General features: G+C 65.2%; 13 protein-coding genes. 5 read left to right on the forward strand and 8 right to left on the reverse strand.

The window, feature by feature from the left end; translation table 11 throughout:
• The first annotated feature begins 6 nt into the window (after positions 1-6).
• Positions 7-1,077 (forward strand): GntG family PLP-dependent aldolase, encoded by a 1,071-nt coding sequence (locus JQ566_RS09645; protein ID WP_212371996.1) that lies wholly within the window; start codon positions 7-9, stop codon positions 1,075-1,077.
• A gap of 7 nt (positions 1,078-1,084) precedes the next feature.
• On the opposite strand, the gene JQ566_RS09650 is transcribed toward JQ566_RS09645, so the two are convergent.
• Positions 1,085-2,335 carry a NupC/NupG family nucleoside CNT transporter gene (locus JQ566_RS09650; protein ID WP_212371997.1) on the reverse strand — a complete coding sequence of 417 codons (1,251 nt, stop codon included), beginning with the start codon at positions 2,333-2,335 and terminating at the stop codon, positions 1,085-1,087.
• Positions 2,336-2,493: 158 nt separating this feature from the next.
• Here JQ566_RS09650 and JQ566_RS09655 point away from each other — a divergent pair, with 158 nt between their 5' ends.
• Positions 2,494-3,732: an MFS transporter gene (locus JQ566_RS09655; protein ID WP_212371998.1), complete on the forward strand. Its 1,239-nt coding sequence runs from the start codon at positions 2,494-2,496 to the stop codon at positions 3,730-3,732.
• A 154-nt stretch (positions 3,733-3,886) separates the two neighbouring features.
• Here JQ566_RS09655 and JQ566_RS09660 read toward each other — a convergent pair whose 3' ends face one another.
• From JQ566_RS09660 to JQ566_RS09685, 6 genes are all read right to left on the reverse strand, one after another.
• Entirely contained in the window at positions 3,887-4,645 is a 759-nt protein-coding gene (locus JQ566_RS09660) for an SDR family oxidoreductase (protein ID WP_212371999.1), read from the reverse strand.
• 26 nt (positions 4,646-4,671) lie between these two features.
• Positions 4,672-5,430, reverse strand: a complete 759-nt coding sequence (locus JQ566_RS09665; RefSeq protein WP_212372000.1) for a proteasome-type protease — start codon at positions 5,428-5,430, stop codon at positions 4,672-4,674.
• Positions 5,431-5,621: 191 nt separating this feature from the next.
• Positions 5,622-6,029 carry a carboxymuconolactone decarboxylase family protein gene (locus tag JQ566_RS09670; RefSeq protein WP_212372001.1) on the reverse strand — a complete coding sequence of 136 codons (408 nt, stop codon included), beginning with the start codon at positions 6,027-6,029 and terminating at the stop codon, positions 5,622-5,624.
• 61 nt (positions 6,030-6,090) lie between these two features.
• Positions 6,091-6,939 carry a transglutaminase family protein gene (locus JQ566_RS09675; protein WP_212372138.1) on the reverse strand — a complete coding sequence of 283 codons (849 nt, stop codon included), beginning with the start codon at positions 6,937-6,939 and terminating at the stop codon, positions 6,091-6,093.
• Between the two features lie 110 nt (positions 6,940-7,049).
• Positions 7,050-7,994: an alpha-E domain-containing protein gene (locus JQ566_RS09680; protein ID WP_027575996.1), complete on the reverse strand. Its 945-nt coding sequence runs from the start codon at positions 7,992-7,994 to the stop codon at positions 7,050-7,052.
• A gap of 4 nt (positions 7,995-7,998) precedes the next feature.
• On the reverse strand, positions 7,999-9,417 hold the full coding sequence (locus tag JQ566_RS09685; protein WP_212372002.1) for a circularly permuted type 2 ATP-grasp protein: 1,419 nt from the start codon (positions 9,415-9,417) through the stop codon (positions 7,999-8,001).
• Positions 9,418-9,699: 282 nt separating this feature from the next.
• On the opposite strand from JQ566_RS09685, the gene JQ566_RS09690 reads away from it, so the two are divergent.
• The 3 genes from JQ566_RS09690 to JQ566_RS09700 all read left to right on the forward strand — a co-directional run bounded on the left by JQ566_RS09690 (position 9,700) and on the right by JQ566_RS09700 (position 11,755).
• Positions 9,700-10,437, forward strand: a complete 738-nt coding sequence (locus JQ566_RS09690) for a competence/damage-inducible protein A (protein ID WP_212372003.1) — start codon at positions 9,700-9,702, stop codon at positions 10,435-10,437.
• Between the two features lie 36 nt (positions 10,438-10,473).
• A complete protein-coding gene (gpt, locus tag JQ566_RS09695) occupies positions 10,474-11,001 on the forward strand; it encodes a xanthine phosphoribosyltransferase (protein WP_212372004.1) in 528 nt (175 codons plus the stop codon).
• 136 nt (positions 11,002-11,137) lie between these two features.
• Entirely contained in the window at positions 11,138-11,755 is a 618-nt protein-coding gene (locus JQ566_RS09700; RefSeq protein ID WP_212372005.1) for a hypothetical protein, read from the forward strand.
• A gap of 126 nt (positions 11,756-11,881) precedes the next feature.
• On the opposite strand, the gene JQ566_RS09705 is transcribed toward JQ566_RS09700, so the two are convergent.
• A complete protein-coding gene (locus JQ566_RS09705) occupies positions 11,882-12,904 on the reverse strand; it encodes a methionine synthase (protein ID WP_212372006.1) in 1,023 nt (340 codons plus the stop codon).
• Positions 12,905-12,929: the final 25 nt, after the last annotated feature.

The raw sequence follows: 12,929 nt of genomic DNA on the forward strand, positions 1-12,929 counted from the left end.
TCCGTCATGGCACATCAAAACGAAACGAACTCGGCGGCCGTTGAGTTGCCGCCCATCGACCTGCGCAGCGATACGGTCACCAAGCCGACCGAGGCGATGTACGCCCGCATGGCCTCGGCGCCGCTGGGCGATGACGGGCTGGACGGCGACCCCACGGCGCGGGAGTTGGAGGCCGTTGCGGCTGCGGCCTTGGGCAAGGAGGCCGGCCTGTTCGTGCCGAGCTGCACCATGGCCAATCTCCTGGCGACGCTCGCGCAGTCGGAGCGCAGCGAACAGGTCGTGCTGGAATCGGCTGCTCATATGTACGTGTCTGAACGAGGCGCGGCGACGTTTACGGGGCTGTTCCACCTTCCTGTCGCCGGGACCGCCGGCGCGATGGACCTGAATTTGCTTGAGGACGCCCTGCAGGGCGAGGGGCTCAAGCTCAAGACCGCCCTTGTCGCGATGGAAACCTCGCACAACAATGCGAGCGGCGCCGTGCTGCCGCTGGAGCACATGCAGGCCGTACACGCCATGGCCTCATCCCGCGGCGTCCCGGTGCATCTCGACGGAGCGAGGATCTTCAACGCCGCAACGGCACTTGGCATGGCGCCGGATCAGGTCGCGAGGCATTGCGACACGGTCGCCCTGTGTCTGTCGAAGGGCCTCAGTGCGCCGGCCGGCGCCGTGCTCGCCGGGCCGCGCGCCGTGATCGACAGGAGCCGCAGGTTTCGCCGCATGTTGGGAGGCTCGCAGCGCCAGATCGGCGTCCTGGCTGCAGCCGGCCTGGAGGCCGTTCAGGTCATGGGTCAGCGTCTGGCGGAGGATCACCGGCGAGCGCGAGCCCTGAGTGATGCGTTGAACAAGATGCATCCGGAGGTCAGTGCGACGATCCCGCAGACGAATATCGTGCAGGTCGATGTCTCTCTCTCCGGGCGTGACGGCGCCGTTTGGTCTGCGGCTCTGGAGAAGGCGGGCGTGAAGGCGAGACCTTGGGGCAAGCAGCGATTGCGCTGTGTGACCCACCGTCATATCGACGATGCGGATATTGATCGCGCCGTCATGGCATTTCGCGTCGTGGCGGAAACTCTCGCTTAGAAAAGGCCTATGTCAGCACCCCCACCACCGCCCCCATCAGACACGTGGTCAGCGTCCCCGACACGATCGACTTCAGCCCCAGCGCGTTGATCTCCTCGCGCCGCTCCGGTGCCATCACGCCCAGGCCGCCGATCATGATGCCGAGGCTGGCGAAATTGGCGAAGCCGCACATCGCGTAGAGCATGATCAGGCGCGAGCGCGGATCGAGCGCGTCGGGTGGCAGCTTCGAGAAGTCGACATAGGCGATCAGTTCATTGAGCACGGTCTTGGTGCCCATCAGGCTGCCGGCGGTGATTGCCTGATCCCATGGCAGCCCCATCAACCAGCATATTGGTGCCATGACGAGGCCAAGCAGGCGCTGCAGCGAGATCGCGGCGCCGCCGATGTTTGGCAAGAGGCCGAGGATGGCATTGACGAGATAGACTAGCGCCACCAGCACCAGGAGCATGGCGACGATATTGAGCAACAGTTCGAGGCCGGCGGTGGTGCCCTTGACGATGGCGTCCATCGTGCCGGACACGTTCATCTCCGGGTCCTCCAGCGCGCCGCCGGTGCGCTTGTCGGAGATCTCCGGCACCATGATCAGGCTGACGAGGATCGCGGCCGGCGCGCCCAGCACGGAGGCGATCACGAAATGCGCGGCCGCGTCGGGGATGAGCGGGGCCAGCAACGTCGCGTAGAGCACCAGCACCGTGCCGGCGATGCCGGCCATGCCGCCGGTCATCACCAGGAACAATTCGCTGCGTGTCATCTGAGCCAGATACGGCCGCACGAACAGCGGCGCCTCGACCATGCCGAGGAAAATGTTGGCGGCCGTCGAGAGCCCGACGGCGCCGCCGACGCCGAGCGTGCGCTCCAGCAGCCAGGCCATGCCGCGCACGATCGGTGGCAGCACGTGCCAATAGAACAGCAGCGTCGTCAGCACGCTCATGACCAGCACGATCGGCAATGCCTGGAACGCCAGGATGAAGTCCGCACCGGGCACCTTCAGGTCGAAGGGCAGGGGGCCGCCGCCGATATAGCCGAACACGAAGGCGGAGCCGGCGCGGGAGGCCGCCGAGATCGCGCCGACCGCGTCGTTGATGGTTCCGAAGGCATGGGCGACGACCGGCAGCTTCAGCAGCACGACCGCGGTGACGAAGGTCGCGGCGAGGCCGATCGCCGCCTGGCGCAGCGACACCGCGCGGCGATTCTCCGCCAGCGCGAAGGCGATCAGCAGCAATGCGAAAATGCCGAGTGCCGATTGCAGCCGAAGCATGATGTCCCCAAACCTTCAATGATTATGGCCGCGTATGCATTGCAAAGGCAATGCCGACCGGCCACGGAAGCGGCTCGTTGTTGACAAGCGGGTAAGCCTCAGCCACCCGGAGGCCCATCAAGATCAGGGCCGGACAGTCCGAGGTGACCGAAGAGGCGATGCCAGAGCAGCCAATATCCGAAAATCCGCCGGTCAGCGCCGGCGCGCTGCTCGGCCACCGCGCCTTCCTGTTCTTCCTGCTCTCGCGCAGCCTGTCGCGCTTTTCCAGCCAGATCGCGGCGGTCGCGATCGGCTGGCAGATCTACGATCTCACCGGCTCGGCGTTCGACCTCGGCATGGTCGGCCTCGTCCAGTTCCTGCCCACCGCGCTTCTGGTGTTCGTCGCCGGCCACGCCGCCGACCGCTTCGAGCGCAAGCGCGTGGTCCAGCTCTGCCAGCTCGTGGAGGCCGCGACCGCGCTCTATCTGGCAACCATCACTTATGTCGGCGCAGTCAGCGAAGTGCAGATCTTCATCGCGACCTTCCTGCTCGGCATTGCCGGCGCGTTCGAGAGCCCGACCACGGCGGCGCTGCTGCCGCTGATCGCGCCCCAGGGCTCGCTCCAGCGCGCCACCGCCGTCTCCAGCGGCGCGGCGCAGGTCGCAACCATCACGGGGCCGGCGCTCGGCGGCTTCGCCTATGCGGTCGCCCCGCATCTCGCCTATGCCGTCATGGTGCTGTTCTGGATCTTCGGGATGATCCTGACCGGCTTCATCCGGCCGCGCCCGCAGGCGATCGCGAAGGAGGGGACGGGCTCGGACAACGTCTTCGCCGGCGTCCGCTTCATTCGCAGAAATCCGGCAATCCTCGGCACCATCTCGCTCGATCTGTTCGCGGTGCTGTTCGGCGGCGTCACTGCGCTGTTGCCGATCTATGCCCGCGACATCCTCCAGACCGGTCCGGTCGGGCTCGGCGTGCTCCGTGCCGCGCCGGCGGTCGGTGCGCTCCTGATGACCATGGTGCTGGCGCGCCACGCCATCTCCCGGCATGTGGGCCTGCGCATGTTCCAGGCCGTGATCGTGTTCGGCCTCGCCACCATCGTGTTCGCGCTGTCGCCGTGGATGTGGCTGTCGGTGCTGTCGCTCGCCGTGCTCGGTGCGGCCGATACGATCAGCGTCGTGATCCGCTTCTCGCTGGTGCAGCTGTCCACTCCCGACGAGATGCGCGGCCGGGTCGGCGCAGTCAACTTCCTCTTCATCAACGCCTCGAACCAGCTCGGCCAGTTCGAGAGCGGGGTGGCGGCGGCGCTGCTCGGCGCCATGCCGGCCGCCGTGCTCGGCGGCGTCGCCACCGTCGCAGTGGCGCTGCTCTGGATGAAGCTGTTCCCGAGCCTGCGGAAGGTGGAGAGCCTGGAGTAGGGGAAGCCTCTTGTCCCGGACAAGCCGCAACGCATCAGCGTTGCGGCGCAGAGCCCGGACCCAGAAGGCCAAGCACGAGATCGCAGAGGCATGGGCCCCGGCTCAGCAGCGCGTCATTGCATGCCGCGCTGCGTCCGGGGCACGAGAGCGGTGACTATCCCCGCCCCACGAACGGCATCTTGGTCGCCATCACCGTCATGGTCAGCACGTTGGCGTCGAGCGGCAGGCTGGCCATGTAGGCCACGGCATCGCCGACCGCTTTCGCATCCATGCGCGGCTCGTGCTTGGTGGTGCCGTCGGGCTGCAGCACGCCGGGGCCGTTGACCATGCGGTCGGTCATCGGGGTCGCCGCATTGCCGATGTCGACCTGGCCGACTGCGATGTCGTACATGCGGCCGTCGAGATTGCTGGCCTTGGTCAGGCCCGTGATGGCGTGCTTGGTCGAGGTATAGGCGGCCGAGAACGGCCGCGGCGCATGTGCCGAGATCGAGCCGTTGTTGATGATGCGGCCGCCGCGCGGGGTCTGCTCCTTCATGATGCGGAAGGCGTGCTGAGTGCACAGGAACGGGCCGGTGAGATTGGTGTTCACCACCGCCTGCCACTGCTCGAGGCTGAGGTCCTCGAAGTTCACGGCCGGCGCGCCCATGCCGGCATTGTTGAAGAGCACGTCGAGGCGGCCATAGGTCTCCTTCACCTTGGCAAACAGCGCGGCGATGGACTCCGGTTTGGTCATGTCGGCGGTGACGCAGAGGCTTTTTCCCGCGGGACCGAGCTTCGCCGTCTCCTCGAGCATGTCGAGCCGGCGGCCGGTGAGCACCACGGTGAAGCCGGCGTTCATCAGCGCCAGCGACGCCGCGCGCCCGACACCGGTGCCGGCGCCCGTCACCACTGCGATCTTTTTCGCTTCACTCATCGTTTCCTGCCTTTTCTCTTGAGCTGTCAGGTTTTGGGTTCTTTTTCGTTCTTGTAGGGCGGGCGCGGAATGTTCTGGTGGGCGGCGCGCAAGGCCGCCGACCAGCGCGAGCGCAAATCGTGGAAATAGGGCTCGCCCGCCTCGATGCGGTGGTTGAGATCGGCTTCGCAGGCCTCGTTGCGCACCACCAGCACGTCGATCGGCAGGCCGACGCCGAGATTGGATCGCATCGTCGAGTCCATCGAGATCAGGCCGGTCTTCAGCGCCTCGTAGAGTTCGACGTCGTAATGCATGGCGCGGTCGAGCACCGGCTTGCCGTATTTGTGCTCGCCGATCTGCAGGTAGGGCGTGTCGGTGGTGCACTCGATGAAATTGCCGGCGGTGTAGACCATGAACAGACGCATGCGCGCGCCCTTGATCTGGCCGCCGAACAGGAAGGAGACGTCGAAGGACACGTCCTCCGATTTCAGCGCCGGCCCTTCGGTGGCATGCACCGCCCGGATCGCCCGGCCGATGCGCTGGGCGGCCTGGAACATGGTCGGCGCGTTCATCAGCGTCTCGATCTCGCCCGTATTGGGGTCTTCGAGGCCTTCGGTCAGGGTGGAGAGCACCGACTGGCTGATCGCGAGGTTGCCGGCGCTGGCGATTGCCATGATGCGGTCGCCGGGCTTGGAGAAGATGTGCAGCTTGCGGAAGGTCGAGACGTTGTCGAGGCCGGCATTGGTGCGAGTGTCCGCGATCATCACCAGACCGTCCCGAACCAGGATTCCGCAGCAATAGGTCATTTCCAGTCCCCGAACGCATTTGCGCGGAATTACTAGCCAATTTCAGGAGCCGCTCCAACCCCCTGATTCCGGCCGTCATTCCGGGGCGCGCGCCAGCGCGAACCCGGAATCCATGCATCCACTAACCTTGCCGCCTGATCGATTCCGGGCTCGCGCTGCGCGCGCCCCGGAATGACAGTCAGACTTGCCGCTCAGTCCGCCGCATCGACCAGAAACGCCTCATCGACCGGCACGCCGAGCGCCGTGACCAGCCGGTTCGTCTCGGCGGCCATGCCGACGATGGCGAGCAGCTCGCCATATTCGGTCTCGGTCATGCCCTTGGCCCGTGCCGCGGCCGTGTGCGAATGGATGCAATAGCTGCAGCCATGCGCGATCGAAACCGCGACATAGAGCATTTCCTTGGTCTTGGGATCGAGCGCACCCGGAGCCATCACCTCCTTGATGCTCTCCCAGGTCCGCCGCAGCGTCTTCGGATCATGCGCCAGGGCGCGCCAGAAATTGTTGACGAAATCCGATTTCCGCACCTTGCGGATATCGTCGAAAACGGCGCGCGCCTCGCTGGAGAGCTCATCATCCGAAAGCAGTTTCACAGTCGCCATGGGCTACCTCGCGGGTCCGATCTGATCCCGCAATTGTAGCACGGCGTTCGGCCGGCAGCGCCTAGCTCTGCCGCTGGGATTGCGATTGCGACTGCCCGCCGCGGCCGGCCTGCTCGACCTTCACGGCCACCGCCAGCGTTTCCGTGCCGCCGCCATAGCGCGTGCCACGCACCGGGGCCGCGCCGAGATAATCGAGCCCGATCGCAACGCGGACATGGGCGTCGGTGGCGCAGATGCTGTTGGCGGGATCGAAGCCGACCCAGCCGAGATCGGGCACGTAAGCCTCCGCCCAGGCGTGGCCGGCGTCCTGATGCACCGTGTCGTCTGCACGCAGGAAATGTCCGGAGACGAAGCGCGCCGGCACGCCGCCGGCGCGGGCGCAGGCGATGAAGATGTGCGCGTAGTCCTGGCAGACCCCGCGCTTGAGCGCGAATGCCTCCGCCGCGGACGTGCCACTGTTGGTGGGGTCCTCGTCGAACGTCATGTGATCGGCAATCTGCGTCATCAGCGTGTGCAGGAAGCCCAACGTGTCGCTCTCGGCCTCGCTCCGCAACTGGCGCGCAACCGCCGTCATCGCCGGATTGACGGAGGTGAGGTCGGTGGAGCGCAGGAACATGCCGGCCGGGAAGCGCTCGTCGGTGCCGCGCAGCACGCCGCCGGTATCGTGGGTCTCGATCAGCCCCTCGGCGATGATCTGGATGTCGCCGACGGGTCCGCAGGACAGCACGTGGGTGACGTTGCCGAACGCGTCCTCATGCATGTCGAGCTTGGTATCGGTGGAGACGTCGATCTGCCATTCCGCGACGTACTGCCCGTCATGGCTGCCCGGCGTCATGCGCAGGATCTGGATCACGCTGGTGGCCGGCGGCTCGTAGCGATAGGTCGTGGTGTGCAGGATTCGCAGGCGCATGGTGGACCGTTGTTCTGGCGTCGTCATTCCGGGGCGGTCCGTAGGACCGAGCCCGGAATCTCGATGTTCCGGGTCTGGTCCTTCGGACCATCCCGGAACGACGGCGCGGGTCAGATCAAATACTGCTTCGTGATGATTTCGCCCAGCCTGGAATTGTCCGTGATGAATTCCTGAATGAATTCATGCACGCCATGCTGGAAAATGTCGTTCATGTTGCTGTGTTCCAGCCGGTTGCGGATGCCGCGGGCGTGGCGCTGGGCCGGGCCCTGGCGGCCATAGGCGACGCCGATCTGGTCGAGGTTGCGCACGAGGTTGCCGTAGCAGCTGGCGAGCGAGCGCGGCAGCGTGTCGTTGAGGATCAGGAGATCCGCGATCAGCCACGGTTTCAGCGTCTCGCGATAGACCCAGTGATAGGCGGTCAGCGCCGAGACCGAGCGTAGGATCGAGCTCCACTGATAGAAATCGAGCGGACCGCCGACATGCTCCTCCTCGGGCAACAGCACATGATATTTCACGTCGAGAATGCGCGCGGTGTTGTCGGCGCGTTCCAGGTGCACACCCATCCGCGAGAACCAATAGGCGTCGTTGCGCAGCATGGTCCGGTAGGCCGAGCCGTCGAAGCGGAGCGAGGTCTCCTGCACGAAGCGGAGGAATTTGGCGAGGTCCTCGCGCGTCGAGGTGCCTTTGCTCCAGACCGCCTGAAGCTCGATCCAGGCCGAGTTGATGGTGTCCCACATTTCGCTGGTCAATGCGGTGCGCACCGAGCGCGAGTTCAGCCGCGCCGCCTCGATGCAATTCCGGATCGAGGAGGGATTGTTCGGCGAGAACGAGAGATACTCGACGACGTTGTGCTCGTTGGCTTCCTCATAGGCCTGATAGAAGCTGGCGGCGACGCCGGCGGTGAGCAGCGCCGAATCCCATTCGTTGGTCTTGCCGATATAGGCGGCGGGAAGCGCGGTGACGCGCAGCGTCGCATCGATGGTGCGCGCGAGATATTCGGCCCGTTCGACATAGCGGGCGAGCCAGTAGAGGTTTTCGGCGGTACGCGACAGCATCTCTCTACTCGTCCAAAATCCAGGTGTCTTTGGTGCCGCCGCCCTGGCTCGAGTTCACCACCAGGGAGCCTTCCTTGAGCGCGACGCGGGTGAGCCCGCCGGGCACGATGGTGGTGCTCTTGCTGCCCGTGAGCACGAAGGGGCGAAGATCGACATGGCGCGGGGCGAGACCGGATGCGGTGCAGGTCGGGCAGGTCGAGAGCGCCAGCGTCGGCTGCGCGATGAAGCCTTCCGGCTCGCGCTTGAGCTTGTCGCGGAATGCTTCGATCGTCGCTTTGGTCGCAGCGGGTCCGATCAGCATCCCGTAGCCGCCGGAGCCATGCACTTCCTTGACGACGAGCTCGCTCAGATTGTCCAGCACATAGGCGAGGTCCTTGGGCTCGCGGCAGCGCCAGGTCGGCACGTTCTTCAGGATCGGCTCCTCGCCGAGATAGAATTTCACGATATCAGGCATGTAGGAGTAGATCGCCTTGTCGTCGGCGATGCCGGTGCCGACGGCGTTGGCGAGCGTGATGTTGCCGGCGGCGTAGGCCGACATCAGGCCCGGCACGCCAAGCACGGAGTCGGGGCGGAAGGTGAGCGGATCGAGGAAATCGTCGTCGACACGGCGATAGATCACGTCGACCCGCTTCAGCCCTTCCGTCGTCCGCATGAACACTTCGTTGTTCTTGACGACGAGGTCGCGGCCTTCGACCAGCTCGATACCGAGCTTGTCGGCCAGGAACGAGTGCTCGTAATAGGCGGAGTTGTAGACGCCGGGCGTGAGCAGGGCGACGGTCGGCTCGCCGGATGCGCTTTGCGGCGCGACCGAGCGCAGCGCCGCGAGCAGCTCGTCCGGATAGCGTTCGACCGGCGTCACCTTGTGGCGGGCGAACAGATCCGGAAACAGCCGCATCATGATCTCGCGGTTTTCCAGCATGTAGGACACGCCCGACGGCGTGCGGGCATTGTCCTCCAGCACGATGAAGTCCTCGGCGTCGACCCGGACGATGTCGATGCCGGCAATGTGCACGTAGACGTCGTGCGGCACCTGCTGGCCGTTCATCTCGGGCCGGAACACCGGGTTCTGGAAGATCAGGTCGTCGGGCACGATTTCGGCGCGGAGGATGTCGCGGCCGTGATAGATGTCGCGCAGGAACATGTTGAGCGCGCGCACGCGCTGCTTCAGGCCCTTCTCAAGCCGCGCCCATTCCTTGCCGGACATGATCCGCGGGATCACGTCGAAGGGGATCAGGCGTTCGGTGGATTCGGCCTCGCCGTAGACCGCGAAGGTGATGCCGATGCGGCGGAACAGCAGCTCGGCCTCCTGGCGCCGATATTCGAGCGCCTCGGGCGGCGTCTCCTTGAGCCAGCGCGCCAGCTCCTGATAGGCGGGGCGAAGGTCCCCGCCGGGAATATTCATTTCGTCAAACGCGACTGCCATAGATCCCGACTGTTCTACCCCAGGCGTTGCACCATTGGTCAGGTCGCTTAGGCCTTGCTGAAGACCGCAACGTCCTGTGGCCACGCCGTGAGAGTGCATGACTTCCGTAGGTGGTAGCAAGGGGCGGGCCAGCGCGATAAGCATGGAGAAGGGGCATTTGCCGGGGACGGTCGGCGACCTGCCTGAAAAAATGGCTGAGGACTGCTTATTTCAGAAGCAAAACCGCGTGACTTCAACGCGTTACCTCGGCAAAGTCGGCGGCACAGGTGAGGGACTTAAGGCATGAGCGACATCGTCACGGCGGGCATTCTGGTCATTGGGGACGAAATCCTGTCCGGCCGGACCAAGGACAAGAATATCGGCTTCATCGCCGAATACCTGACCAATATCGGCATCGACCTGAAGGAGGTCCGGGTCGTCTCCGACGACGAGGCCGACATCATCGCCGCCCTGGACGCGCTGCGCCATCGCTACGCCTACGTCTTCACAACGGGCGGCATCGGCCCGACCCATGACGACATCACCGCCGACGCCGTCGCCAAGGCGTTCGGCGTCGGCATCGATCATCACCCGGAGGTCGTCGCCCGCTTCCGCGAGCGCTGGAGCGAGCAGGACCTTAACGAGGCCCGCCTGCGCATGGCCCGCATCCCCGATGGCGCCGAGCTGATCCAGAGCGCAACCATCCTCGCTCCCGGCTTCAAGATCGGCAATGTCATCGTGATGGCCGGCGTGCCTTCGATCATGCAGGCGATGATGGACATCGTCGCGCCCAAGCTGAAGTCGGGCGTGCGCATGCTGTCCGACTCGGTCCGCGCCAATGCGAGGGAAGGCGACATCGGCAGCCCCTTGCGGGCGATCGCCGCCGCCCATCCGGACACCATCATCGGCAGCTATCCCTTCATGGACGAGGACCAGAAGCCCAACACCAATCTGGTGGTGCGCTCGCGCGATCCGGAGAAGCTGGCGGCGGCGATGGCCGCAGTGAAGGAAATGCTGGCGGGATTGAACATCAACCGCTAGCAGTGACTTTGCCGGCGGACGAAGCAGGAGACGACGATGGCTGGTGAAGCACCGGAACCGAGTGCGCAGGAGCGGGCCGGCAGGCCCTTTCCGGTCTCGTGGGACCAGTTCCACCGGGATTGCCGGGCGCTGACCTGGCGGCTCAACGAGGTCGGCCCGTTCCATGCGGTGATCGCGATCACCCGCGGCGGCCTGGTGCCTGCCGCGATCGTCGCGCGCGAGCTCGGCCTGCGCATCGTCGACACGGTCTGCATCGCCAGCTACGACCACGACAAGCAGGGCGAGCTCCAGGTCCTCAAAGGCATTTCCGAAGCGGCGATGAAGATGGGCGGCGGCACCGGCAAGGGACTGCTGATCGTCGACGACCTCGTCGACACCGGCAAGACCGGCAAGCTGGTGCGTGAGATGCTGCCGGACGCGCATTTCGCCACCGTCTATGCCAAGCCGCAGGGACGCCCGCTGGTCGACACCTTCATCACGGAAGTCTCGCAGGACACCTGGATCTTCTTCCCCTGGGACACCGCGCTGTCCTACCACCCGCCGCTCCGTGACGGGGCGGCGTGACCATCCCCGTCATTGCGAGCGAAGCGAAGCAATCCAGAAATGCATCCGCGGAAGCAGTCTGGATTGCTTCGTCGCCAGCGCAAAATTGCTTCGCAATTTTGTCGCGGGCTCCTCGCAATGACGAGTGGAGGCAGCCTTGCCCTTCCAAAACCGCGTCACCCCGCTAGGCGAGATCATCGCCACGCCACATCGCGGCCTCTTCACCGGCAATCGCGGCATCATCCATGATCCCGCGACCAAGACACTGCTGAAGAAGCGCTGGTCGACGCCGGCCTGGATCACGTGCCTGTGCGAATTTCGCGGCTGGCGGCGGCCGGTAATGGCACGGCGGAGCTGGACCGAGTTGTTCTTCCTCGACGAGGCCACCGCCTTCGCCGCAGGCCATCGGCCCTGCTTCTTCTGCCGCCGCGACGACGCCAAGCGATTTCGCGCGGCATGGGAAGCGGGCAATGGCGCGAGCGACATCAGCGCCAAGACGATGGATGCCGTTCTGCATCGGGAGCGTCTCGACCGCGGCCGCAAGCGGTTGCACCCGCTGCCGATGCCGCTGGCAGAGCTGCCCGACGGCGCGATGGTGCAGCAGGGCGAGGAGAGCTTTCTGGTGATGCAGGGAAAGGCGCTGCTGTGGTCGCCGGCAGGCTATAGCGCCGTCGAGCGTCGGCTTGGCGAGGTGGCGCTGCTGACGCCACCCTCGACATTGCGAGCATTAGGCGCCGGCTATTCGCCTGTGCTGCATCCGACGGCGTTGGGCTAGAGCATGATCCGGAAAAGTGTGAAGCGATTTTCCGACAAGATCATGCTCAAACAAAGACCTAAAGCGCGATGACGATTCATCCAAATCTCATCGCGCTTTAGAGCGAGGCCGACGACGACGTCGCGATCACCCCAGCTTCTCGCGCGCCAGCGCAGCGCCGGCGCCGAGCGCCGCCAGCTTCGCTTCAGCGATCTCCCGCCGCATCGGCGCCATGCCGCAATTGGTGGTGGCGATGATGTTGCTCTTGGGCACGAATTTCGACACGGCGTCGATCACCTTCACGACGTCCTCGGCCGTCTCCACCGTGTCGCTGGCGACGTCGATCACGCCGGCTTGCACGATCTTGGTCTTGAGCAGCGCCAGCAACTCGAGCGGTACCTTCGAATTGCGGCACTCGATCGCGACCTGCTGGATCGGGCTCGCGTCGATCGCCGGGAAGATCTGCTCGTACTGTCGCCATTGCGTGCCGAGCGTTTCCTTCCAGTCGGTGTTGGCCTTGATGCCGTAGCCGTAGCAGATATGCACGGCGGTGGCGCAGGTCAGCCCCTGCGCCGCGCGCTCCAGCGCCTTGATGCCCCAGTCGTTGACCTCGTCCATGTAGACGTTGAAGGCCGGCTCGTCGAACTGCACGAGATCGACGCCGTCGGCCTGCAACGCCTTGGCCTCCTCGTTGAGCAGCTCGGCGAAGGCAAAGGCCATCTTCACGCGGTCGCCATAGTAGCGATCGGCGATCGTGTCGATGATGGTCATCGGGCCGGGCAGGGTGAACTTCAGTTGCTTCCTGGTATGCGTGCGCGCCACGCGCGCCTCGAAGGCATGGACGCGGCCCTTGAGGCGGAGCGGGGCGACCACCTGCGGCACCATCGCCTTGTAGCGGTCCTTGCGGATGCCCATCTCGACCTTGTGGGCGAAATCGATGCCCTCGATCTTCTCCAGGAAGCCGTGGACGAAATGCTGCCGGGCCTGCTCGCCCTCGGTGACGATGTCGATGCCGGCGTCCTCCTGGATCTTCAGCCAGATCAAGGTCGCATCGCGCTTGGCCCGGAGAAGCTCGTCACCCTCTGATTTCCAGGGCGCCCAGAGCACGTTGGGCTCGGCCAGCCATTCCGGTTTCGGCAGAGAGCCGGCGATCGTGGTTGGAAACAGCATGGTGAGCCCTCCCGGCAGGTTGAGT

The sequence above is a fragment of the Bradyrhizobium sp. SZCCT0231 genome, from assembly GCF_018130245.1.
Taxonomy (GTDB): domain Bacteria; phylum Pseudomonadota; class Alphaproteobacteria; order Rhizobiales; family Xanthobacteraceae; genus Bradyrhizobium; species Bradyrhizobium japonicum_F.